Origin of the sequence: Pseudomonas viridiflava, assembly GCF_003702045.1 — a bacterium.
In the GTDB taxonomy this organism is placed as follows: domain Bacteria; phylum Pseudomonadota; class Gammaproteobacteria; order Pseudomonadales; family Pseudomonadaceae; genus Aquipseudomonas; species Aquipseudomonas viridiflava_C.
Map to the genome: position 1 here is coordinate 14,818 of NZ_RBTP01000003.1, position 23,893 is coordinate 38,710.

Annotated in this window: 22 protein-coding genes; 8 read left to right on the top strand and 14 right to left on the bottom strand. The window is 58.7% G+C overall.

Annotated elements, in window-relative coordinates; translation table 11 throughout:
• Positions 1–15: 15 nt before the first annotated feature.
• The 3 genes from groL to ALP40_RS00545 all read right to left on the bottom strand — a co-directional run bounded on the left by groL (position 16) and on the right by ALP40_RS00545 (position 2,752).
• The gene (gene groL, locus ALP40_RS00535; RefSeq protein WP_004881478.1) at positions 16–1,659 is read right to left on the bottom strand and encodes a chaperonin GroEL; all 1,644 of its coding nucleotides are present in this window, start codon (positions 1,657–1,659) and stop codon (positions 16–18) included.
• A gap of 49 nt (positions 1,660–1,708) precedes the next feature.
• Entirely contained in the window at positions 1,709–2,002 is a 294-nt protein-coding gene (locus ALP40_RS00540; RefSeq protein WP_004881479.1) for a co-chaperone GroES, read from the bottom strand.
• Between the two features lie 255 nt (positions 2,003–2,257).
• Positions 2,258–2,752, bottom strand: a complete 495-nt coding sequence (locus tag ALP40_RS00545; protein WP_122206381.1) for an FxsA family protein — start codon at positions 2,750–2,752, stop codon at positions 2,258–2,260.
• Positions 2,753–3,119: 367 nt separating this feature from the next.
• On the opposite strand from ALP40_RS00545, the gene ALP40_RS00550 reads away from it, so the two are divergent.
• Positions 3,120–3,878, top strand: coding sequence for an SDR family oxidoreductase (locus ALP40_RS00550; protein WP_122206382.1), 759 nt, complete (start codon positions 3,120–3,122; stop codon positions 3,876–3,878).
• A 57-nt stretch (positions 3,879–3,935) separates the two neighbouring features.
• Here the strand turns inward: ALP40_RS00550 and ALP40_RS00555 are convergent, their stop codons facing one another.
• A complete protein-coding gene (locus ALP40_RS00555) occupies positions 3,936–4,943 on the bottom strand; it encodes a DUF481 domain-containing protein (RefSeq protein WP_122206383.1) in 1,008 nt (335 codons plus the stop codon).
• A 161-nt stretch (positions 4,944–5,104) separates the two neighbouring features.
• Here ALP40_RS00555 and ALP40_RS00560 point away from each other — a divergent pair, with 161 nt between their 5' ends.
• The 3 genes from ALP40_RS00560 (at position 5,105) to ALP40_RS00570 (ending at position 7,450) form a co-directional block, all read left to right on the top strand.
• Positions 5,105–5,473 carry an MGMT family protein gene (locus ALP40_RS00560; protein ID WP_122206384.1) on the top strand — a complete coding sequence of 123 codons (369 nt, stop codon included), beginning with the start codon at positions 5,105–5,107 and terminating at the stop codon, positions 5,471–5,473.
• A gap of 42 nt (positions 5,474–5,515) precedes the next feature.
• Positions 5,516–7,066, top strand: a complete 1,551-nt coding sequence (locus ALP40_RS00565; RefSeq protein WP_122206385.1) for an AmpG family muropeptide MFS transporter — start codon at positions 5,516–5,518, stop codon at positions 7,064–7,066.
• Between the two features lie 72 nt (positions 7,067–7,138).
• Complete coding sequence (locus ALP40_RS00570) at positions 7,139–7,450, top strand: hypothetical protein (RefSeq protein WP_122206386.1); 312 nt, start codon at positions 7,139–7,141, stop codon at positions 7,448–7,450.
• A gap of 80 nt (positions 7,451–7,530) precedes the next feature.
• Here ALP40_RS00570 and ALP40_RS00575 read toward each other — a convergent pair whose 3' ends face one another.
• Positions 7,531–8,361 carry a mechanosensitive ion channel family protein gene (locus tag ALP40_RS00575; RefSeq protein WP_122206387.1) on the bottom strand — a complete coding sequence of 277 codons (831 nt, stop codon included), beginning with the start codon at positions 8,359–8,361 and terminating at the stop codon, positions 7,531–7,533.
• Positions 8,362–8,480: 119 nt separating this feature from the next.
• The gene (locus tag ALP40_RS00580; protein ID WP_004881488.1) at positions 8,481–8,960 is read right to left on the bottom strand and encodes a YajQ family cyclic di-GMP-binding protein; all 480 of its coding nucleotides are present in this window, start codon (positions 8,958–8,960) and stop codon (positions 8,481–8,483) included.
• A gap of 171 nt (positions 8,961–9,131) precedes the next feature.
• Here ALP40_RS00580 and ALP40_RS00585 point away from each other — a divergent pair, with 171 nt between their 5' ends.
• The 3 genes from ALP40_RS00585 to ALP40_RS00595 are packed head-to-tail and all read left to right on the top strand — an operon-like array spanning position 9,132 to position 12,727.
• Complete coding sequence (locus ALP40_RS00585; protein ID WP_122206388.1) at positions 9,132–10,052, top strand: putative 2-dehydropantoate 2-reductase; 921 nt, start codon at positions 9,132–9,134, stop codon at positions 10,050–10,052.
• Between the two features lie 44 nt (positions 10,053–10,096).
• The gene (locus ALP40_RS00590) at positions 10,097–12,133 is read left to right on the top strand and encodes an ATP-binding protein (RefSeq protein WP_122206389.1); all 2,037 of its coding nucleotides are present in this window, start codon (positions 10,097–10,099) and stop codon (positions 12,131–12,133) included.
• A gap of 15 nt (positions 12,134–12,148) precedes the next feature.
• The gene (locus tag ALP40_RS00595) at positions 12,149–12,727 is read left to right on the top strand and encodes a cob(I)yrinic acid a,c-diamide adenosyltransferase (RefSeq protein WP_122206390.1); all 579 of its coding nucleotides are present in this window, start codon (positions 12,149–12,151) and stop codon (positions 12,725–12,727) included.
• A 199-nt stretch (positions 12,728–12,926) separates the two neighbouring features.
• Here ALP40_RS00595 and ALP40_RS00600 read toward each other — a convergent pair whose 3' ends face one another.
• The 4 genes from ALP40_RS00600 to secA form a co-directional block, all read right to left on the bottom strand.
• Entirely contained in the window at positions 12,927–13,874 is a 948-nt protein-coding gene (locus ALP40_RS00600; protein ID WP_122206391.1) for a Nudix family hydrolase, read from the bottom strand.
• A 2-nt stretch (positions 13,875–13,876) separates the two neighbouring features.
• Positions 13,877–14,503 (bottom strand): glutathione S-transferase family protein, encoded by a 627-nt coding sequence (locus ALP40_RS00605; protein ID WP_122206392.1) that lies wholly within the window; start codon positions 14,501–14,503, stop codon positions 13,877–13,879.
• A gap of 50 nt (positions 14,504–14,553) precedes the next feature.
• On the bottom strand, positions 14,554–15,771 hold the full coding sequence (gene argJ, locus ALP40_RS00610) for a bifunctional glutamate N-acetyltransferase/amino-acid acetyltransferase ArgJ (RefSeq protein ID WP_122206393.1): 1,218 nt from the start codon (positions 15,769–15,771) through the stop codon (positions 14,554–14,556).
• Positions 15,772–15,880: 109 nt separating this feature from the next.
• Positions 15,881–18,619 (bottom strand): preprotein translocase subunit SecA, encoded by a 2,739-nt coding sequence (gene secA, locus ALP40_RS00615; protein WP_122206394.1) that lies wholly within the window; start codon positions 18,617–18,619, stop codon positions 15,881–15,883.
• 305 nt (positions 18,620–18,924) lie between these two features.
• Here secA and ALP40_RS00620 point away from each other — a divergent pair, with 305 nt between their 5' ends.
• Positions 18,925–19,380 (top strand): DUF721 domain-containing protein, encoded by a 456-nt coding sequence (locus ALP40_RS00620; protein WP_181114194.1) that lies wholly within the window; start codon positions 18,925–18,927, stop codon positions 19,378–19,380.
• 93 nt (positions 19,381–19,473) lie between these two features.
• Here ALP40_RS00620 and lpxC read toward each other — a convergent pair whose 3' ends face one another.
• From lpxC to ALP40_RS00640, 4 genes are all read right to left on the bottom strand, one after another.
• Positions 19,474–20,385, bottom strand: a complete 912-nt coding sequence (gene lpxC / locus ALP40_RS00625) for a UDP-3-O-acyl-N-acetylglucosamine deacetylase (protein ID WP_122206396.1) — start codon at positions 20,383–20,385, stop codon at positions 19,474–19,476.
• Between the two features lie 112 nt (positions 20,386–20,497).
• The gene (gene ftsZ / locus ALP40_RS00630; protein ID WP_024687125.1) at positions 20,498–21,685 is read right to left on the bottom strand and encodes a cell division protein FtsZ; all 1,188 of its coding nucleotides are present in this window, start codon (positions 21,683–21,685) and stop codon (positions 20,498–20,500) included.
• A gap of 70 nt (positions 21,686–21,755) precedes the next feature.
• The gene (ftsA, locus tag ALP40_RS00635; protein WP_004881500.1) at positions 21,756–23,012 is read right to left on the bottom strand and encodes a cell division protein FtsA; all 1,257 of its coding nucleotides are present in this window, start codon (positions 23,010–23,012) and stop codon (positions 21,756–21,758) included.
• Between the two features lie 14 nt (positions 23,013–23,026).
• Positions 23,027–23,890 (bottom strand): cell division protein FtsQ/DivIB, encoded by an 864-nt coding sequence (locus ALP40_RS00640; protein ID WP_122206397.1) that lies wholly within the window; start codon positions 23,888–23,890, stop codon positions 23,027–23,029.
• Between the last annotated feature and the right edge of the window lie 3 nt (positions 23,891–23,893).

The following is a 23,893-nucleotide window of genomic DNA, read 5'->3' on the forward strand; positions in this document are numbered from 1 at the left end:
AGGGGTAAAGCCGGCTTACATCATGCCGCCCATACCACCCATGCCGCCCATGTCCGGCATGCCGCCGCCTGCTGGCTTGTCGTCAGGCACGTCAGCGATCATCGCTTCGGTGGTGATCATCAAGCTGGCGATCGAGGACGCCGCCTGCAGAGCAGAGCGAGTGACCTTGGCCGGGTCCAGGATACCCATTTCGATCATGTCGCCGTATTCGCCGGAAGCAGCGTTGTAACCGAAGTTACCCGAACCCTGCTTGACCTTGTCGACTACAACGCTTGGCTCGTCGCCGGAGTTGGCAACGATCTGGCGCAGAGGCGCTTCAACCGCACGACGCAGCAGAGCAATACCGACGTCCTGATCGGCGTTGTCGCCTTTCAGACCTTCGATAGCCTGCAGGGAGCGAACCAGAGCAACGCCACCGCCAGGAACCACGCCTTCTTCGACGGCTGCGCGGGTTGCGTGCAGGGCGTCTTCAACGCGGGCCTTCTTCTCTTTCATTTCAACTTCGGAACCGGCACCGACCTTGATCACTGCAACGCCGCCCGACAGCTTGGCCAGACGCTCTTGCAGCTTCTCTTTGTCGTAGTCGGAGCTGGTGTCACCGATTTGCTGGCGGATCTGAGCGATGCGCGAGTCGATGTCGGTTTTAACGCCAGCACCGTCGATGATGGTGGTGTTTTCTTTGTTCAGCACGACGCGCTTGGCATTACCCAGGTGTTCCAGGGTAGTGGTTTCCAGGCTCAGGCCGATCTCTTCGGAGATAACGGTACCGCCAGTCAGAACAGCGATGTCCTGCAGCATGGCCTTGCGACGGTCGCCGAAACCTGGAGCCTTGACGGCTGCAACTTTCACGATACCGCGCATGTTGTTCACAACCAGAGTCGCCAAGGCTTCGCCTTCAACGTCTTCGGCAACGATCAACAGTGGACGACCTGCCTTGGCGACTGCTTCCAGAACCGGCAGCATTTCGCGGATGTTGGAGATCTTCTTGTCAACCAGCAACAGCAGCGGGCTGTCCAGCTCGGCAACCATAGTGTCCGGCTTGTTGATGAAGTACGGGGACAGGTAACCACGGTCGAACTGCATGCCTTCAACGACAGACAGTTCGTTCTCCAGACCCGAACCTTCTTCAACGGTGATTACGCCGTCTTTGGTCACTTTTTCCATCGCTTCGGCAATGATGTCGCCGATGGAGTGATCAGAGTTGGCCGAGATGGTGCCGACCTGGGCGATGGCCTTGGTGTCGGTGCATGGCTTGGACAGCGCCTTGAGCTGAGCAACGATGGCGATGGTCGCCTTGTCGATGCCGCGCTTCAGGTCCATCGGGTTCATGCCGGCAGCGACGGCTTTCAAGCCTTCGTTGACGATAGCCTGAGCCAGAACGGTAGCGGTGGTGGTACCGTCGCCAGCGTCATCGTTGGCACGGGAGGCAACGTCTTTGACCAGCTGCGCGCCCATGTTTTCGAAACGATCTTTAAGCTCGATTTCCTTGGCGACCGATACACCGTCTTTGGTGATCAGCGGAGCACCGAAGCTCTTCTCGATGATGACATTACGGCCTTTTGGGCCCAGGGTCGCTTTTACTGCGTCAGCCAGGACGTTTACACCGGCGAGCATTTTTTTGCGGCCAGAATCGCCGAATTTAACTTCTTTAGCAGCCATGATCATTATTCCTTGAATACTTTGTAGTAACGGAAATCAGCGCGAGCACTCAGCCTTCGATAACAGCAAGAATCTCGTTCTCGCTCATCACCAGCAGGTCTTCGCCGTCTACTTTCACAGTGTTGCTGCCGGAATAAGGGCCGAACACCACCTTGTCACCCACTTTCACGGCCAGCGCACGTACTTCACCGTTGTCCAGCACACGGCCGGTACCTACAGCGACGATCTCGCCACGGTTTGGCTTTTCGGCAGCCGAACCTGGCAGAACGATACCGCCAGCAGTTTTGGTTTCTTCTTCGCTGCGACGGATTACGACGCGGTCATGCAGAGGACGAAGCTTCATTGTCGATCTCCTGATTATGGTTGTTGAGCGTCCGGTGAATGCACCGGCCTGTTATAAACGCCGGACTTGCCGGTTACGGTTCGACGTGCGAACCGCAGAATACGGTCTGGCGTTCAAGCCAGAAACCTTGCGGTGACCCATACATAAGGGCGCACAAGGCTATTACAAGGCTTGGGCAAGAAAATTTTTTGCAGTCGGGCTTGCTGACAAAACGAAAGCGGCACCCGAAGGTGCCGCGCAAAGAGGTCAGGCGAATCACTTGTCTCGGTGTTCGAACTCGCCTTCGATCACATCAGGCTCGCGGGTCGGCTGATGGATCGCGTGGGGACGGCTGCTGGCCGTTTCCTGGTGGGCGCGAGTTTGCAAATCGTCGGCAAAGGCACGCTGACGCATGGCCTGAGCCTCGGCACGATCTCGTACCTTGTTGATTAACAACCGGCGAGTGAAGGGCAACAGGCAGATCACGCCCAGAATGTCACTGATGAAGCCAGGCAGCAGGAGCAGGCCACCGCCTACTGCAATCATCAGGCCTTCGAGCATCTGCTGCGCAGGCAGCTCACCACGCGCCAGGCTTTCGCGCGCTCGCAGTGCCGTCGCAAAACCCGCCACACGCATGACAAAAAGGCCCAGCATCGAGGTGGCCAGGACCAATAGGAATGTCCAAAGGAAACCAATGGACATGCCGACCCGAACCAGAAGAAACAGTTCGAGTACCGGAAAGAGTAAGAACATCAGAAAAAAAACACGCATCAAATCAGTTCCTCAGCGCAAGAGTGCCTTGCAAGTAGACCGTATGTGATGTCAGAAAGTCGTTAATTCAAGCGCCCGCCCCTTCGATCACAGGTCATTTTTAAACACGAGCCAGCTGAATCAGGGCTTAACGCACGTGTTTCCGTGTATTTCAGAGGCTGCAAAAATGAGCCCGCGATGCCGGTCGTTACTCAAACGAGCCACCACGGCCAAGCCATTCGCTTTCGCCTTATGCCACCTCATAACCCGTGCGTGGAGTTGAAGACGCACGCGGTGAAACAGCCTATAACGTGCTCTGGCAATGGCATCTGAACGCGTATCGCGGCTTCGATGCCATGAAGACGAACAATACTGATTGGGCAAACACATGGAATTGAAAGACAAGCTGATCATCGTAACCGGCGGCGGCCAGGGCCTGGGTCGAGCGATGGCCGAATATCTGGCTGGCAAGGGCGCCAATCTGGCATTGCTGGACCTGAACCAAGAGAAACTCGACCAGGCCGTTGCGGCGTGCGAGGCACTGGGTGTGAAGGCCCGGGCCTATCAGTGCAACGTCGCCGCTGAAGATCAGGTCGTGGATACCGTGAACAAAGTCGCTGAAGACTTCGGCACCCTTCATGGCCTGATCAACAACGCAGGCATCCTGCGCGACGGCATGCTGGTCAAGGTAAAAGATGGCGTCATGACCAAGCTCAGCCTGGCGCAGTGGCAGTCGGTCATTGACGTTAACCTGACCGGCGTTTTTCTCTGCACCCGCGAAGTGGCTGCGAAAATGATCGAGCAGAAGAGCCAGGGCGCGATCATCAATATTTCGTCGATTTCACGGGCAGGCAATATCGGGCAGACCAACTACTCGGCAGCCAAGGCCGGTGTCGCGGCAGCCACCGTGACATGGGCGAAAGAGTTGGCGCGCTACGGTATTCGTGTCGCAGGCGTTGCTCCGGGCTTTATCGAAACCGAAATGACCGGCGGCATGAGGCCAGAAGCACTGGAAAAAATGACGTCGGCCATTCCGCTCAAGCGCATGGGCAAGCCGGACGAGATCGCTCATTCCGTAGCATATATTCTGGAAAATGATTATTTCAGCGGGCGCATCCTGGAGCTGGATGGCGCAATGCGAATGTAAGACGTGAGAGCAATGGTCAGCGACGCGCTCTGATGAGTACGTCGCATGACCCTTGCCTTACCAGGCGACGCCGAAGCCTGCGGTGTAACGAGTCTTGTCGACATCGCCATTGCTGGAGCCGCTGATGACGTCCTTCTCGGCTTTGAGGTTGAGCGAAGCCCATTCGGTGACTTTATAGCGCAGCCCCGCCTCGACATCCAGAGAGTAATCGGCAACGCCACTCAACGGCTTGCCCAGCTCGCCGTTGGTGAAGAACTCGACTTTCTTGCCGATCAGGTAGCGGTTGTAGTCCCAAGTACCAGCGACCGAGTAGAAGTTTTCCTTCTCGTCGTTGGAAAATTCGAAATCCGTACGGTTGAGCAGCGCTCCGACCTTGAACGCACCCAGTTCGTCATCCCAGAACTGATAACCAGGACCGGTACCCACGACACGCTGACGGGACAAGTCTTCGATCTTGTCGCGCTTGTAAGTCACGCGTGCATCCCAGAAGAATTTGTCGGTCAGGAAGCGGTCGATGGAGTACTCGGCGCTCCAGTTGTCGGTGCCGACCACGTCGTCTGTCGTTTCGCGGTTGTACTCGCCTCTGGCGTTATGACGCCATTGGCCATGACGCGCCGACGTCTTAAACGCGACGTTGTAATCATTGGTGTCGTTTTCAGCTTGCTGGAAATCCAGCGCGGCATCGATGTTGCCCTTCCAGACCAGATCGGTGATGACCGGCTTGGGCTTGATGATCTGCTGGATGCTCGCCAGTTCGACCGTCTTGGGTGCATCGCCATTGGCCAGCACCACCTTGCCGTCATCGGACGCTTTGAGCGATTTGGCGACTTCACCGGTGTACTGATCCTGTTTGACCAGCAAGGGCTGATCACTTTCCAGGGTCTTGACCTGTTTCCAGTCGAGCGGAATGGCGCCACCGTATGCGGTCTGAAGCAGCAACTTGCCGCCGTCGAAAACCTTGATGGTCCCGGTCAATCTATCGCCGTTCTTCAGCCAGACGGTGTCGGCAAGCAAGGGAGTGGAAGCTGTGGTGATGGCAAGGCACAGAAGAGTTCTGGACAACATAAGCGACTACTAGGCTCTAGTTTGGCGGGAAATCGGGCATCATCCCGCTGAAAAGACGTCAAGGCAATCCAAGGACCCCTGAATACAGCAATCAAAGACCGTAAGATCCGTCCGTAGTTCCAGGAAACGACAATCAATCTCGTCTTATACAGGGTAAACATGTGATCGACCCGGTTTCAGCGAAAAACGACCCCTGCGGTCTTTCACCCGCCGACGTACGGCGTACGGCGCTTTATCTGACACTCGGTCAGGTGCCGGAGGGCAAGGTTGTGAGTTACGGGCAACTGGCGGAACTGGCAGGCTTGGGGCGCGCCGCACGCTGGGTAGGCCGCACGCTGAGCCAGTTGCCCAAGGGCTCTTCCCTGCCCTGGCACCGCGTCATTGCCGCTGGCGGCAAGCTCAGCCTGCCCGTTGGCAGCCCTTCAGGTGACGAACAGCGCGCCCGTTTGCGCGCCGAAGGCCTTACCATTCTGAACAATCGGGTGGATATGCAGCGTCATGGCTGGCGCCCTATGTCGTTCAACGGTTAGAGTGCGCCCTTTGTTTTCGTAACCTGAGGCAGATTCCAGCCCATGCCCCGTAAAACCTGGCGCGCCGCGCTCGCCGCATATGCCAGCCCATCGACTTTTGTGTTGCTGCTGCTCGGATTCGCTGCGGGCATGCCTTACATGCTGGTCTTTTCAACGTTATCGGTATGGTTGCGCGAGGCAGGTGTCGCTCGCGAAACCATTGGCTATGCCAGTCTTATCGGTCTTGCCTACGCGTTCAAATGGGTCTGGTCCCCGCTGCTCGACCAATGGCGCCTGCCGTTACTCGGAAAACTGGGCCGTCGGCGCTCTTGGCTCGTGCTGTCTCAGAGCCTTGTATTGCTGGGTCTCATCGGCATGGGTTTTTGTGATCCGCAACAGCACCTGTCCTGGTTGATTGCCATCGCGGTTATCGTCGCGTTCGCATCTGCAACACAAGACATCGCCATCGACGCCTATCGCCTGGAAATCGCCCACGACACCCAGCAAGCGGCCTTGGCGGCCAGCTACATGTCTGGCTATCGCGTTGCCGCGCTGCTGGCGACCGCAGGTGCGCTGTATTTCGCCGAAGGCTTCGGCTCCACAGGTTTTGCTTACAAGCACTCGGCATGGACCGGCACCTACGTGCTGTTCGGCCTGTTGATGCTTCCCGCACTCATCACCACACTGGTCATGCGCGAGCCGCCAGTGCCGCTGCGTACACAACTGTCGGCAGCGCGCTACGGCTTCACGCACCAACTGGCCTCGGTATTCGTGCTGATTGTGTTGCTGGTGTCCGTCCCTGCCATGTTCACCCAGCTTTACAACACCGACTTCGCCAGCGTGCTGTTCGAAGACACGAGCTGGATGGACCTGCTGCTGGAAGACCGTGCCTTCCTACGCTCGATTCTCTACACCCTGCTCACCATCGGCTGCCTGTCTTCGATGGGCCGCCGCGGCCTGGCACCGGTGCTGACGCCGATCAACGACTTCATCATGCGCTACCGCTGGCAAGCGTTGCTGCTGCTGGGCCTGATTGCGACCTACCGGATGTCGGACACGGTGATGGGCGTCATGGCCAACGTGTTTTACATCGATCAGGGCTTCACCAAGGACCAGATCGCCAGCGTCAGCAAGATTTTCGGCCTGGTCATGACCTTGCTGGGCGCAGGCGTCGGCGGCCTGTTGATCGTGCGCTTCGGCATCATGCCGATCCTGTTCATCGGCGGCTTGACCTCAGCGTCAACCAATATCCTGTTTCTGCTGCTGGCAGACATGGGGCCCAACATCAAAATGCTGATCCTGACCATCTCGCTGGACAACCTCAGCTCCGGCCTCGCAACGTCTGCGTTCGTGGCCTACCTGTCGAGTCTGACCAACCTCAAGTTCTCAGCCACCCAGTACGCCCTGCTTAGCTCGATCATGCTGCTGCTGCCACGCCTGATCGGCGGCTACTCGGGCGTGATGGTCGAGAAGTTCGGCTACCACAACTTCTTCCTGATCACGGCACTGCTCGGCGTACCGACCCTGATCATGATCATCCTGCAGTGGAGCAAAGAGGCTCGTATTGCGAAGGTTGAAGAGCCGGTCGAGGGTTCGGGTATCGAGAAGCCGTGATCACTACAAGGTTCTGTAATAACACCCAGCAGGCGAATAAGCCTGCGCCCCTTTGAACAGAAAGGAACGGAAGTGAACACCGCAAAAAAACCAAGCTTCAATCAATACCTGATGCTTGCCCTGATCGGGCTGGGCATCTGGATCCCTGTGATTTGGACCGCGCTGGCGTATGCCGCCTCAAGCGCCGCCGAGCCGATGACGGTTGGCAGTGCCGTCGTCCTGCTGGGCCAGCTTGAGATCTTCGCAATCATTTTTCTGATCATTTATGCGTTCTGCTTCAAGCCGTGGAGGCTCTCCACAGCGCTGCGCTTCGGTTTTTTCCTGAATGTGCTGGGCGCTGGCATCGCGGCGGTCGGTATCGTTGTGGCGCTGGCCAATCTGTAACGAATCCCGCCCATTAAAAAGCCCTGGCTCGTGAGAGTCAGGGCTTTTTCGTTTGTCACGCCGCAGCAGCAGCCGAAAGACTACTCCTGAACGACACGCATCATCCGCTGGGGAGCCGGGATGTCGATGCCTGCGTCTTTCAGGCGATCACGCGCTTCGATGTTGAACAGCGACACCAAGTCGCCAAAGTCACCGGTCTTGGTCCAGACCCGCAACGACAGGGTAATGGCGTTCTCGCCCAGCGCTGCAACCACAGCTTGCGGAGCCGGATCTTCGAGTACGCGAGGGTCTTTGGCCATGTCCAGCAGGACTTGCAAGGCTTGCTTGAGGTCCGCGTCGTGGCTGACACCGATATCGAACACGACCTTGCGGGTCGGCTGGCGATTGGTATTGGTGATGATGCCGTTGGACAGGTTGCCATTGGGCATGATCACGGTCCGGTTGTCGCCGGTCCGCAGCACGGTGTGGAAGATCTGAATGCTATCGACCGTGCCTGCCACGCCCTGCGCTTCAATCCAGTCACCGATGCGGAACGGGCGAAACAGCAGAATCAGCACGCCGCCTGCGAAGTTCGCCAGACTGCCCTGCAACGCCAGACCGATTGCCAGACCGGCAGCACCGATGGCCGCGACGAATGAAGTGGTTTCGACGCCGATCATCGACGCGACACTGACCACCAGCAGTATCTTCAGAATAATGTTGGCCAGGCTGCTGACGAAACCCTGCAATGCCAGGTCCGCGTGACGCAGTGCCAGCAATGCGCCAAGCTTGCCGGTCAATCTGTTGATCAACCACCAGCCGATACACAGGGTCACCAGGGCCAGAAGCAGGCGGCTGCTGTACTGCATGATCATCGGAATCCAGGCCTGCGACGCTTGCCACAGGTGACCGACTTCTGCGTTTAAATCCATCTTTCTCTCCTTAACCTGACGAACTGGCGTCGATGGACAGCGATGGCTGTCGTTTCAATGCACAGGGCGATTCGGACTGGCAGGAGAACCCACGGTTCCCCGGCACGTATTGCAAATCGTCAGTCACGGAAATTGTTGAATTGCAGCGGCATGCCCGAATCGTAGGCGCGCAGCGCTGCGATGGCTTCTTGCAGGTCGTCACGCTTCTTGCCCGTCACGCGTACCTGCTCGCCCTGGATGGCGGCCTGAACCTTGAGCTTGGCTTCCTTGATGTGAGCGACGATCTTCTTCGCCAGCTCTTTATCGATGCCTTCACGCAGCACGACTTCCTGCTTCATCAGCTTGCCGGAGGCGTAGGCGTCCTTGATCTCAAGGCACTTGGCGTCGATCTTGCGTTTGACCAATGCCAGCTTGAGGATCTCGATCATCGCTTCAAGTTGAAAGTCTGCTTCGGCGGTGAGGCTGACGGTCAATTCCTTGAACTCGAATGTCCCTTTACCTTTCAGGTCGTAGCGACGATCCAGTTCTTTGATGGCGTTGTCGACGGCATTCGTGACTTCGTGTTTATCCAATTCGGACACTACGTCGAACGAGGGCATGTATGTTCTCCAATTGAACGGCGCGCACGGCAATCAACGGCGCGCATGACTTGACGGTATGAAAGAACGCTCATTATAACGAGACTTTTCCGGCCTTCACTGTGAGCCTTTCATGTCGAATACTGATTTCACTGCTTCAGGGCCGCTTTTGTCCTTGAAGGCCGATCACTGATGGCGACGACCTGGCATGTATTGGGCGCAGGCAGCCTGGGCAGTCTGTGGGCCACGCGGCTGGCACGGGCGAATGTGCCGGTGCGTCTGGTGCTGCGTGACGCCGCCCGTGTAGACGCTTATCAGGCCAGCGGCGGCTGCCTGACCTTGATAGAAAACGATGCCGCCCGTTCGTTCCAAGTGCCTGCGCAAGCGCTGGACGATCAGGCGCCGATCGCTCGCCTGCTGGTGGCCTGCAAGGCTTATGACGCCGAACAGGCCGTGGCGCAACTGGCGCAGCGTTTGACGGCCGATGCCGAGGTGATCCTGCTGCAGAACGGCCTCGGCAGTCAGGACGCTGTCGCAGCACGAGTGCCGCATGCCCGTTGCATCTTCGCTTCGAGCACCGAAGGTGCGTTCCGCAAGGCCGACTGGCACGTGGTGTTCGCCGGTCATGGCTTTATCTGGATGGGCGATGTTGCGAATCCTGCTCCACCTTCCCTTTTGAAGGACTTGCACGCCAGCGCAATTCCTCACGAGTGGACGCCGGATATCCTCACCCGCCTGTGGCGCAAGCTGGCGCTCAATTGCGCGGTAAATCCCCTGACGGTGCTACACGACTGCCGCAACGGCGGGCTCTTGGAGCATCACTGTGAAGTCGCCACGCTCTGCGCCGAGCTGACCGACCTGTTGCATTGCTGCGGTCAGCCGGCGGCCGCTGCTGACTTGCACAGCGAAGTGTTGCGGGTCATCAAGGCCACAGCGGCGAACTACTCGTCGATGTATCAGGACGTGGCGCACCAGCGACGCACCGAAATCAGCTACCTGCTGGGCTACGCCTGTGCCGCTGCCAAGCGCCATCACTGCCCGGTGCCGCATTTGCAGCAGTTGCAGACGAGGCTGATCACGCATCTGGCAAGCAAGGGTTTGCGTACTGACTAGCCCGCGCTACCCTGCTTGCTCCACCTGCCATTGCGACCTGCCCCATGCCTTTGCGCCAACGCCTGGAAAACCTGCCTGTCGGCCAGAAGCTGCTCGCCGCCCTGCTGGTCTTGATGACCACCGTGCTGCTGGTGGCCAATCTGACCTTCATCAGCGCGGCCTACTACATCTCTCAGGAAGCAATGGCCCCGCAGGCGTTGCAGACCATTGGCCGCCTGATCAGCAGTGCCAACCTCAACGAAAATGCGCTGAACTCGCCCAACGACGCGCGCGCATTGCTGAGGGAGCTGAAAAGCTACGGCCCGTTGCGGGCAGCGGCGATCTACGACAACGACGGCGAACGACTGGGACAGGTTCAGCAAGGCGAAAGCCTCGAATTGCCTCATCACTTCAAAGACCTTGAAAGCTGGCGCCTGACCGAGTTTCGCAGCACGCAGGTCATCACCGTACCCAAGGGTGAACAGCCTCCGGGGCATCTGCTGCTAGTCGCCAGCAGTGAGTTGCCGCCAGCCTTCTACACCGGCACATTGACTGCCAGCCTCGGGATTCTGGTGTTCAGTGTGCTGTTGTGGCTGGTTGTGGCGCGGCAGATTCGTCGCCTGATCACCGAGCCCATTTATCAGTTGGAAGAACTTTCACGGCAGGTGACGCGCGAAGAAAACTACGCCTTGCGCGCCGAGCCCGGCAATGAGGACGAAATTGGCAGCCTCGCTGAGGCGTTCAACACCATGCTGTCGCGCATCGAAGCCCGCGAACAGCAGCTCAAGCGCGCCCGTGACGACTCTCAGGAAGCCTACGATCAGGCGCAGGGTCTGGCTGAGGAAACCCGGCATACCAATCGCAAGCTGGAGCTGGAAGTGCAGGTGCGCAGCAAGATCGAAAAGAAGCTCACCGGTTTTCAGAATTACCTCAACAGCATCATCGATTCGATGCCGTCGGCCATGATTGCGCTGGACGAACAGCTTTACGTCACCCAGTGGAATCAGGAAGCCAGCGCCTTGTCGGGCACCACGCTGGATGAGGCCATGAATCAACCGATCTTCATAGCCTTCGAACCGATGCGCTCGTTCCTGCCGCAGATCAAGCACACGGTAGAACGACACAGCGTCACCAAGATCGAGCGCGTGACCTGGATCAAGAACGACGAGCCACGCCATTATGCGCTGACGTTCTACCCGCTGACTGGCGATGCGGGCCGGGGTGTGGTGATTCGTATCGACGACATCACACAGCGGATCTCGCTGGAAGAAATGATGGTGCAGTCGGAAAAAATGCTCTCCGTTGGCGGCCTCGCGGCTGGCATGGCGCACGAAATCAACAACCCGCTGGGCGCGATCCTGCATAACGTGCAGAACATCCGGCGGCGCCTGTCGCCAGACCTGCCGAAGAACCTTGAACAGGCCGAAGCTGACGGTATTGACCTGGAGGTCGTGAACAACTACCTGGCCAGTCGCGAAGTGCCGCAATTGCTCGACGGTATTCAGCAAGCTGGCGCACGGGCGGCGAAAATTGTCAGCCACATGCTCAACTTCAGCCGCCTGAGCAATCGTCAGCTCTCGCCATGCGACCTGCCTGCATTGATTGATCAGGCCGTGGAAATCGCCAGCAACGATTTCGACCTGACCATCGGTTTCGACTTCAAGGGCCAGCACATCATCCGTCAGTTCGACCCGGAGCTGGGGCCTGTGCCGTGCATCGCCAACGAACTGGAACAAGTGCTGCTGAACCTGCTGAAAAACGCTGCGCAAGCCATTCACCAGCGGCCTGACGGCGAAGATCAGGGGCGCATCACTCTGCGCACCCGGCTCAACCCACCGTGGGCCGAGATTCAGGTAGAAGACAACGGCGTCGGCATGTCCGAAAGCGTGCGCAAGCGCACCTTCGAACCTTTTTTCACCACCAAGGAGATCGGCCAGGGCACCGGACTGGGCCTGTCGGTGTCGTACTTCATCATTACCAACAACCACAAGGGCCAGATGGAAGTGCAATCGTCCGTCGGCACTGGCACCTGTTTCACCTTGCGCCTGCCGCTGATCGCCAATCAGGTGAACGTGCAGCAACAGGTTATTTCCAAGCCATGACCAGGAGCCACTGAAATGGGCTTTCGTTTGTCGAAGATCTACACACGTACCGGGGACACCGGGGAAACCGGGCTGGGTGACGGCCGTCGCGTCTCCAAGGACCATCCGCGCGTCGAGGCCATTGGTGAAGTCGACACCCTGAACAGTCAGTTGGGCCTGCTGCTGGCCGGACTCATAGAGCTGGCACCTAATGTTTCCGGGCTCAACGAAGTGATCGAGGTTCTGGCGCCCTGTCAGCATCGACTGTTCGACCTCGGCGGCGAACTGGCCATGCCGAGCTACAAGGCGCTGAACAGCGCAGAGGTCGATCGCCTTGAAGCAGCGATCGACGTCTGGAACGAGGAATTGGGGCCGCTGGAAAACTTCATCCTGCCCGGCGGTTCAGCGCTGATTGCACAGGCTCATGTGTGCCGCAGCCTGGCGCGCAGTGCCGAGCGCCGCTGCCAGCATCTGAATGCGGTGGAACCGCTGGAAGGATCTGGTCTGGCGTACATCAACAGATTGTCCGACCTGCTGTTCGTCGCCGCACGGATCATTGCCCGGCGACAAGGCATCGCCGAGATCCTGTGGCAGCCTGCGCCGAAGCCGGAGTAAGGCTGCCTGGCAAGTTTGCCAGTGCATTTATCGAAGTGTGTCGCTTGAAATGCAGTCTTCGTGGACAAGTCCACTCCCACGCACGCAATTCAACAGTGGGAACGGACGTGTCCACGAAGGGCTGTTACAACCAATCGAAATGCGACGCTTGAAATACAGTCTTCGTGGACAAGTCCACTCCCAACGGGTCTAGCATGACTCAGAGCGCTTCAGGCCAAAACGCACGGATCCCTGCAACGCCCTGAGCGCCGCTTTCCCACGCTTTTTGCCTTTCGGCAGGCCCTACGCCCCCTAGCAGGTAAACAGGCTTGCTGAAGCCTGTGATCAGCTGCGTAGCCTGCTCCCAGCCCAGCGGGGCAGCACCAGGATGGGTCAACGTCGGCTGAACCGGCGACAGGGTGACGAAATCCACGCCCATCTGTTCCGCCAGCGCCAGTTCTTCGGCGTTGTGGCACGAAGCGGCCAGCCAGCGATCTTCCGGAAAAGGCCGTCCACGGCTCGCGTATTTACGCAACTGCTCAGCGGTCAGGTGCCAGCCGGCAGACGGGAAGTCTCCCAGCCATTCCAGCGGCCCTTTGAGCATCAGTTGCGCCTTGCCTGCGCACAGACCCGCAGCGTCAACCGCCATGTCGCGGTACTTGGGGTCATAGCCACCAGGGGCGCGCAACTGGACCAGTTTGATGCCGCCAGCAATGGCTTTCTGAATCCCCCTCAGGACCTCGATATTGTCCAGTCCTTCCGGGGTGATCAAGTACTCGCCCGGCAGACGTGCCGCAGCGACGATTGGTCGGTTGGCAGCCGGAAAGTCGTAGTTGGCCAGCTCGCGTGAACTCGCCCACACCAGCGGCTGCCCTTCGACACCCTGTGGCTCGCCGGTGAACGCCGAGACTTCCCACACATCCAGCAGCACGTGCTTGTCCGGGTAGTCATGCTGAATCTTGATCAGTGGACGCGCCGCTGTGACTACGATGCCCAACTCTTCCAGCAGCTCGCGCCCCAAGGCAGACTCGACCGCTTCGCCCTCCTCGACCTTGCCACCGGGAAACTCCCACAGGCCGCCCTGATGCTGACTGTCAGACCTTTTGGCGATCAGGATTTTGCCGTCGGCGCCACGAATGACGGCAGCGGCCACGTGAATGCGTTTCACGATCAGGACTCCTCTAGACCAGCCTGCTGCCAGCGCTGGAAGGCAGGCCATTGGTAGATGGTTTCGATGTAGGCCAGTGCCTCTTCAGGCAACGCCACGCGGTAGGTGCGCAGACGGATCGCTACCGGCGCAAAGAACGCATCGGCAATGCTCGGACGACCGAACAGGAATGGCCCGGCTTCTTTCGCGGCGCTGCGGCACTCGGCCCACAATGCGACGATACGATCAATGTCGGCTTGGGTATCGACCGGAATGACTTCCAGCGCCTGATCCTGGCGCAGGTCCATCGGCATGTTAGAACGCAGGCTCATGAAACCGCTGTGCATCTGTGCGCAGGCAGAACGGGCCTGGGCGCGAGCCGCAATATCTCGCGGCCACAGATCGACGTTCGGGAAGCGCTCGACCAGGTATTCGCAGATCGCCAGCGAGTCGATGATGGTGCCGTGCTCACACTGCAACGCAGGCACTTTACCGGTGGGCGAATACTTGAGGATGTTGTCGCGGGTGTCAGGCACGTTCAGGCGGATGACCTGATCGGTGAACGGCGCGCCGGTCATCTCCAGCACCAGCCAGGGGCGCAGCGACCAGGAGGAATAGCGTTTGTCACCGATAATTAGGTGCAGGCTCATGCTCAACTCCATTGAGTGGCGCGGATGGCTGGCATCCGCGCCGGAATGAATCAGGTGCGGTATTCCGCGTTGATTTTCACGTACTCGTGGGACAGGTCGGTGGTCCAGATCGTTTCGCTGCACTCACCACGACCCAGCTCAATGCGGATGGTGATCTCTTCCTCGGCCATGACCGCAGAGCCCTGCTCCTCAGTGTAGGTCGTGGCGCGGCAGCCTTGGCTGGCAATGCAGACGCCACTCAGGAACACATCGATCCTGCTCACATCCAGGTCAGGCACACCTGCGCGGCCAACAGCTGCCAGGATACGACCCCAATTCGGGTCGGAAGCGAACAGCGCGGTTTTGATCAGAGGCGAGTGGGCAACGGCGTAACCGACGTCCAGGCATTCTTGATGATTGCCCCCGCCGTTCACCTCAACGGTGACGAACTTGGTTGCGCCTTCGCCGTCGCGCACGATGGCCTGCGCCACTTCCATGCAGACGTCGAACACGGCTTTCTTCAGCGCATCGAACAGCGGACCTTTCGCTTCGGTGACTTCAGGCACATTGGCCTGACCGGTGGCGATCAGCATGCAGCAGTCGTTGGTCGAGGTGTCGCCATCGATGGTGATGCGGTTGAACGATTTGTTGGCACCGTCGCGGATCAGGTCTTGCAATACGCTCTGGGACACTTTGGCGTCGGTCGCGATGTAACCCAGCATGGTGGCCATGTTCGGACGAATCATGCCCGCGCCCTTGCTGATGCCGGTCACCGTGATGGTCACGCCATCGTGCTGGAACTGACGGCTCGCGCCTTTGGGCAACGTGTCGGTGGTCATGATGCCGGTCGCCGCAGCCGCCCAGTTATCCACAGACAGGTCATCAAGGGCCGCTTGCAGCGCGCCTTCGATTTTTTCCACAGGCAACGGCTCACCGATCACGCCAGTGGAGTAAGGCAGCACGGCAGAGGCGTCGACACCCGTCAGTTCGGCAAGCTTTTCGCAGGTGCGACGCGCTGCGGCCAAGCCAGGTTCGCCAGTACCGGCGTTGGCATTACCGGTGTTGGTCAGCAGATAACGTACCGCGCCCTGAACACGCTGCCTGGCCAGAATGACTGGCGCGGCGCAGAACGCATTCAGCGTGAACACACCGGCAACGCTTGAGCCTTCGGCGCAGCGCATGACCACAACATCCTTGCGACCCGGGCGTTTGATGCCGGCAGAAGAGATGCCAAGTTCAAAACCGGGAACCGGGTGCAGCGTAGGCAACGGACCAAGACCAACAGCCATCGGGGTGCTCCTCAAGGAGTGTGTGCGCCGTCCACAACGGTACGGCCGTCAATGAAAAAACGCCGCGACGGGCAAGCCGGTCGCGGCGCGGTATTACAGTGTCAATGCCTTAGTTGATCTGGCCGTGACAGTGCTTGAATTTTTTACCCGAACCACACCAGCACAGCTCGTTGCGACCCAGTTTCTGGTCATTGCGAACGGGTGTCGATGCCACGGCAACGGGCTCGCCTTCCTCCTCGATCAGCGCAGGCTGGTCGATTCCAGGGGCTTCGGCGTGTTCGAACTGCATGCGCTTGGCCAACTCCTCGGCTTCCTGACGCTGACGCGCCTCTTCTTCCTCGGGGTCTTCGCGGCGCACCTGAACGTGCGACAGAACGCGAATGGTGTCGCGCTTGATCGAGTCCAGCAGTTCCTGGAACAGGGTGAACGACTCGCGCTTGTATTCCTGCTTCGGGTTCTTCTGAGCGTAACCGCGCAGGTGGATACCGTGACGCAGGTGATCCATCGTCGAAAGGTGGTCTTTCCACAGGTCGTCCAGGACGCGCAACAGAATCTGCTTCTCGAAGGAGCGCAGCGCTTCGGCACTGGCCTGATCTTCCTTCTCGTTATACGCGACCAACAACTGCTCCATGATTTTGGTGCGCAGGCTGTCTTCGTGCAGGTGATCGTCTTCGTCGAGCCACTGTTGAATCGGCAGTTTTACCGCGAAGTCGGTATTCAGTGCAGCTTCAAGGCCAGGTACATCCCACTGCTCAGGCAGCGATTGCGGCGGAATGTGCTGGCTGATGAGGTTGTTGAGCACTTCAGCGCGGAAGTCCGCGATGGTGTCACCGATGTTTTCGGCGGCCAGCAAGGTGTTGCGCATGTGATAAATCACTTTGCGCTGCTCGTTGGCCACGTCATCGAATTCCAGCAACTGCTTACGGATGTCGAAGTTACGACCTTCCACTTTGCGCTGCGCTTTTTCGATGGCGTTGGTCACCATGCGGTGTTCGATGGCTTCGCCGGACTGCATCCCCAGCGCCTTCATGAAGTTCTTCACCCGGTCAGAGGCGAAGATGCGCATCAGGCTGTCTTCCAGCGACAGGTAGAAACGGCTTGAGCCGGTATCGCCCTGACGACCGGCACGACCACGCAGCTGGTTGTCGATACGGCGCGATTCGTGGCGCTCGGACGCGATCACATGCAGGCCGCCGGCTTCGATCACCTGCTGATGGCGTTTCTGCCAATCAGCCTTAATCTGCGCGATCTGCTCAGGGGTCGGGTCTTCGAGGTTGGCAACTTCAACTTCCCAGTTGCCACCCAGCAGAATGTCGGTACCACGACCCGCCATGTTGGTAGCGATGGTCAATGCGCCCGGACGACCGGCCTGGGCGATGATTTCCGCTTCCTTCTCGTGGAATTTGGCGTTCAGAACCTTGTGGTCGATGCCTTCCGCGTTAAGCAGACGAGACATGTGTTCGGAGGTTTCGATAGTTGCCGTACCGACCAGCACCGGACGGTTCTCCGCCAGACAGGCCTTGATATCGGTCACGATGGCGGCGTACTTCTCTTCCGCCGTCAAATAGACGAGGTCGTTGAAGTCCTTGCGCGCCAGCGGCTTGTTCGGCGGAATGACCATCACGGCCAAATTGTAGATCTGGTGGAACTCGAACGCTTCGGTATCGGCTGTACCGGTCATGCCGGACAGTTTGTTGTACAGACGGAAGTAGTTCTGGAACGTGGTCGACGCCAGGGTTTGGCTTTCGGCCTGAATGTTCAGGTTTTCCTTGGCCTCGATGGCCTGGTGCAGGCCTTCGGACAGGCGACGGCCCGGCATGGTACGACCGGTGTGTTCGTCGACCAGCAGTACCTGACCGTCCTGGACGATGTACTCAACGTTGCGGTTGAACAGCTTGTGCGCACGCAGACCGGCGTAAACGTGGGTCAGCAGGCCCAGGTTGTGTGCCGAATACAGGCTCTCGCCCTCAGCCAGCAGGCCGACTTCAGTGAGCATCTCTTCGATGAACTGGTGACCGGCTTCGTTGAGTTCGACCTGACGGGTCTTCTCGTCGACGGTGAAGTGACCGGCCTTGGTAACCTGACCTTCCACTTCCTCGATGTGTTGCTCGAGCTTGGGGATCAGCCGGTTGATTTCGGTGTACAGCTTGGAGCTGTCTTCAGCCTGACCGGAGATGATCAGCGGCGTACGCGCTTCGTCGATCAGGATGGAGTCGACTTCGTCGATCACGGCAAAATTGAGTTCGCGCTGGAACTTGTCGTCCATGCTGAACGCCATGTTGTCGCGCAGATAGTCGAAGCCGTATTCGTTGTTGGTGCCGTACGTGATATCAGCGGCGTAGGCTGCGCGCTTTTCTTCCGGCGGCTGGAATGGCGTAACGATGCCTACGGTCAGGCCGAGGAATTCGTAAAGCGGGCGCATCCAGTTGGCGTCGCGGCGTGCCAGGTAGTCGTTCACGGTTACGACGTGAACGCCCTTGCCCGACAGCGCATTGAGGTAGACCGCCAGGGTACCGACGAGGGTTTTACCTTCACCGGTACGCATCTCTGCGATCTGACCTTCGTGCAGGGTCATGCCGCCGATCAACTGAACATCGAAGTGGCGCATGCCCATGACACGCTTGCCCGCTTCACGCGCGACAGCGAACGCTTCAGGCAGCAGTTGATCGAGGGTCTCGCCTTTGGCTATGCGGGCCTTGAACTCTTCGGTCTTGGCGCGCAATTGCTCGTCCGAAAGGGCCACCATTTGCTCTTCGAAGGCATTGACGAGTTGAACCGTCTTGAGCATGCGTTTGACTTCACGCTCGTTCTTGCTTCCAAAAAGTTTTTTTAACAAAGGCGCAAACATATCGACAGGATCTTCCACACATAGGAATGGAGGGCGGCCCCGTGAGTCGCCCGTGCAGCCCTGATGGCTGCATGCGAACGAGCATTCTACCCGGAAACGATGGTGAGGAAAGTGGCGTTATTCCACGATGCTGGCACAGCGCTGTGACGGGGCAGGTTTACAATGGGGCCATTTTCAAGCACTTCAACCCATAATCAGGGGAAGTTACTCATTGATTTGCATATGAAAGCACGGAAACGACTTCGAAAGCAGCCGTAACAATGCTTTCTGTTAAGATGAGGACCTTGTCACACAGGCATATTTCCATGGCTTTTCGTCCTCTGAATGCTCGCGCCCCCTCGGTTCTGCTGCGCGAAGCCAAGCCCTTGAAGGCTATTTTCAGGCACGCCGAACGCCTGAGTCACTTGCAGCGCCTGCTCGAAAGCCAGCTGCAGCCGGCCGCACGCGAGCATTGCCGTGTGGCCTCCTGGCGCGAGGGGAACCTGCTGCTGATCGTGACGGACGGCCATTGGGCCACCCGCCTACGCTATCAACAGAAGCGATTGCACCGACAACTCATCGCTTTCGATGAGTTCATCAACCTGACCCGTATTCAGTTCAGAGTCCAGCCGCCGGATGCGCCCCGCGGTGCAGCCACGCATACCATTGATCTGTCCACGGTAGCGGCCGAAAACATCCAGGCCACCGCCGAAGGCATCACCGACCCCAAATTGCGTGCGGCGCTGGAGCGCTTGGCGAGCCATGCCAAAGATCGCAAATAAACTGCCTGCTGCGCCCGCCTTTGGCCAGCCCCATAAAAAAAGGCCACCCGAGGGCAGCCTTTAAAGAACAAAAGGAAAGAGAGTAAAGCTTGCTTACACGGCCGCGACAGGGCGCATGTAAGAAATAGGTGCCGTACTGGCATCCTCGAAGGTCACCACTTCCCAGGCGTCTGTCTGCTCGATCAATGCGCGCAGAAGACGATTGTTCAGTGCATGCCCCGACTTGAAGCCCTTGAACTCACCGATCAGGCTATTGCCCAGCAGGTAGAGGTCACCGATGGCATCCAGGATTTTATGTTTGACGAATTCGTCCTCGTACCGCAGGCCGTCTTCGTTCAATACGCCATCCTTGTCGACCACGATGGCGTTTTCCACACTGCCGCCGAGCGCGAGGTTGTGCTTGCGCAGGTACTCGATATCGCTCATGAACCCGAAGGTCCTGGCACGGCTGACTTCTTTCACGAAAGAAGTGCTGGAAAAGTCCACGCTTGCACTTTGGGTGCGGTCACGGAAGACGGGGTGATCGAAATCGATCTCGAAACTGACCTTGAACCCTTCGAAAGGCACGAAAGTAGCGCGTTTACCGCCCTCTTCCACTGTGACTTCCCGCAGGATCCGGATGAATTTCTTCGGCGCGTCCTGTTCTTCAAGACCTGCCGATTGAATCAGGAATACGAAAGGGCCTGCGCTGCCGTCCATGATAGGAACTTCGGAGGCAGAGAGCTCGACGTAGGCGTTATCGATGCCAAGGCCAGCCATGGCCGAAAGCAGGTGTTCCACCGTGTCGACTTTGACATCACCATTGACCAGTGTGGTCGACAGCGTGGTGTCACCGACGTTTTCCGCACGCGCAGGGATCTGCACGACAGGATCAAGGTCGGCTCGGCAGAAAACAATGCCGGTATTCACAGGTGCGGGCTTGAGGGTCAGGTAAACCTTCTCCCCGGAGTGCAGGCCTACACCTGTGGCACGGATAATATTTTTCAGGGTGCGTTGTTTAATCATGGCATGGGCCGCTTCAGCGCAAGTTGCGAACTGGTATCAACAAAGGCTGGCGATGATAGCAGACCATGCCTTTGCTGAACACCAATCACCCTAATACCCCTGATACATTTCATCAATCGGCCTGACGACGAAGGAAAGCCGGGATGTCCAGGTAGTCCAGATCATCGTTAGGGTTCATCTTCGCTGCTGCGGTGGCGCCTGCGTGTGCCTGATTGCGCATCACGGTAGGACGGTCCAGATCGCGGTAGTTGACCGAAGGCGCTTCCTGACGGGCCGCTGGCTGAGCCGAAGCCTGCTGAGTGGTCTGCAGGGTGTTGTCGATCACCTTCACAGGCTTCTCGATTTTCGCGCCCAGACCGGTCGCAACCACGGTGACGTGCAACTCGTCACGCATGTCCGGATCGATAACGGTACCGACCTTGACCATCGCGTGCTCGGAAGCGAACGCTTCAATGATGCTACCCACGTCCGAGTACTCACCCAGCGACAGGTCGGGACCGGCTGTGATGTTGACCAGGATGCCGCGAGCGCCCTGCAGGTTGACGTCTTCGAGCAGCGGGTTACGGATGGCTGCCTCAGTCGCTTCACGTGCACGGTTAGGACCGCTGGCGCAGCCAGTGCCCATCATCGCCATACCCATTTCGCTCATCACGGTACGTACGTCGGCGAAGTCGACGTTGATCATGCCCGGACGCTTGATGATGTCGGAGATACCGCGAACGGCACCGGCCAGTACATCGTCCGCCTTGGCGAAAGCCGACAGCAGGCTGGCGTCCTTACCGAGGATGGTCAGCAGCTTCTCGTTGGGGATGGTGATCAACGAGTCGACGCTTTCGGACAGCATGCGGATGCCTTCATCGGCGATCTGCATACGCTTGCGGCCTTCGAACGGGAACGGACGGGTCACGACTGCGACCGTCAGAATGCCCATTTCCTTGGCCACTTCAGCAATGATCGGCGCTGCACCAGTACCGGTACCGCCGCCCATGCCGGTGGTGATGAACACCATGTTGGTGCCTTGCAGGACTTCTGCAATGCGCTCACGGTCTTCCAGTGCGGCCTGACGACCGACTTCAGGGTTGGCGCCAGCGCCAAGACCTTTGGTCACGCCTGTGCCCAATTGCAGAATGGTGCGCGCGCCGATGTTTTTCAGCGCTTGAGCATCGGTGTTGGCGCAGATGAATTCCACGCCTTCGATGTTGCTCTTGACCATGTGATTGACAGCGTTACCGCCACCACCGCCTACACCGATGACCTTGATTACCGGGCTCTGCGGGACGTTGTCTACGAGTTCGAACATTTTCTCTCTCCTTCCGCTCTCTAGTTAGTTTGCCTACTGCCTACCGCTATTGCTTTTGAAACGTTAAATCTTAAAAATTGCCCTGGACCCAACGCTTGATACGCTCAAGCACCGGGGCCTTGGGTTCGTCGCCGTAACTGCTGTTGCCGACAATCCCCGACAGCGAAATGCCATCGGATTGTTTTTGCAGCCCGTACAGCAACAGGCCTACGCCTGTGGAGTAGATCGGGTTGCGCACGACATCAGCGAGCCCTTTGACGCTATGCGGAACGCCCAGGCGCACCGGCATGTGGAAGATTTCCTCGGCAAGTTCCACCGCACCTTCCATTTTCGACGTACCACCGGTCAGCACGATGCCGGCCGGGATCAGGTCTTCATAACCGCTGCGACGCAGCTCGGCCTGAATCAGGGTGAACAGCTCGTCGTAACGAGGCTCCACCACTTCGGCCAGGGCCTGGCGCGACAGCTCGCGAGGTGGACGGTCGCCCACGCTCGGTACTTTGATGGTTTCGCCAGCACCGGCCAGTTTGGCCAGGGCGCAGGCATAACGAATCTTGATTTCTTCGGCGTACTGGGTCGGTGTACGCAACGCCATCGCGATGTCGTTGGTCACCTGATCACCGGCAATCGGGATCACCGCGGTGTGCCGGATCGCGCCTTCGGTGAAGATCGCGATGTCGGTGGTGCCGCCGCCGATGTCCACCAGGCAGACGCCCAGCTCTTTCTCATCGTCGGTCAGGACCGAATAGGCCGAGGCCAGTTGCTCCAGAATGATGTCGTCGACTTCCAGACCGCAGCGACGCACGCATTTCTCGATGTTCTGCGCAGCGTTCACTGCACAGGTCACGACATGCACCTTGGCTTCCAGACGTACGCCCGACATGCCCAGCGGCTCACGAACGCCTTCCTGGTTGTCGATCACGTAGTCCTGAGGCAGCGTGTGCAGCACGCGCTGGTCGGCAGGGATGGCAACGGCCTGTGCAGCGTCGAGCACGCGCTCCAGGTCCGCAGAGCTGACTTCACGATCGCGGATGGCCACGATGCCGTGGGAGTTCAGGCTGCGGATGTGGTTGCCCGCAACACCAACGAACGCCGAGTGAATGCGGCAGCCAGCCATCAGCTGAGCCTCTTCCACGGCGCGCTGGATCGACTGCACGGTCGACTCGATATTCACCACCACGCCCTTCTTGAGGCCGCGGGAGGGATGGGTACCGATGCCCACGATTTCCAGCGAGCCATCGGCCGCGACTTCGCCTACCAGGGCCACCACCTTGGAGGTCCCGATATCCAGCCCGACGATCATTTTGCCGCTTTGCACATTTGCCATGGTCCTGCCTCTTATCAATTCTTCGCGACGGCGGGTTTGTCCGTCGTCGGCGCTGCCTGTTCACGCCAGCCAACCGCAAGGCCGTTGGCGTAACGCAGGTCGATGCGCGCAATATTCGTGATTTGGTCTTTAAGCGTTTTGTCGTAAATCGCGATGAAGCGGCGCATTTTTTCGACGAGATGGTCGCGTCCCAGCAACAACTCGATACCCGGCCCAGCACTACCGGCGCCTGTTGTCAGGAACCAGCTGCCACGCTCGCGCAATTCCAGGCGCACGATGGAGAAGCCCATTGGGCGCAACATCTGACTCAACACCTGGTACTGCTGCATCACCTGCTGCTGGGCCCGCTGTGGGCCGAACAACTGGGGAAGATGTTCATAATTGGACAGTTCACGCGGCGTGAAAGCCTGCCCCTGGTTGTTCAACAGCGCCTCATCACCCCAACGGGCGACCGGCAACTGCTCTTCCAGGCGAATCACTACCTGGTCCGGCCACACGCGCCTGACTTCGGCGTGTGCAATCCAGGGCATCTGCTCAAGCTCGGTGCGCATGGCGGCAAGGTCGATCTTGAAGAAGCTCGACGCCACGAACGGTGCAATCCGCTGCTGCACGGCCTGCTGACTGATGTAGCTCAGATCACCCTGCACGTTGATGCGGGTAATCGGGCGGTCGGCGTACGGCATGATGCGCAGCGCGGCTTCATAAGTGCCAAACCCCAGGACCACCAGCATCACAGGCCAGAACAGACGCTTCAGAAAACCGAAGCTCGGCTTGGGCATGCGCGCAGACAGCGGCTCCTTGGCCACCATCCGGCTGGCGCCACGAGGCACAGGCTTGCGACTGGAGGCGGGTGGCTGATGGCGTGCCGAAGCGTTCATGCC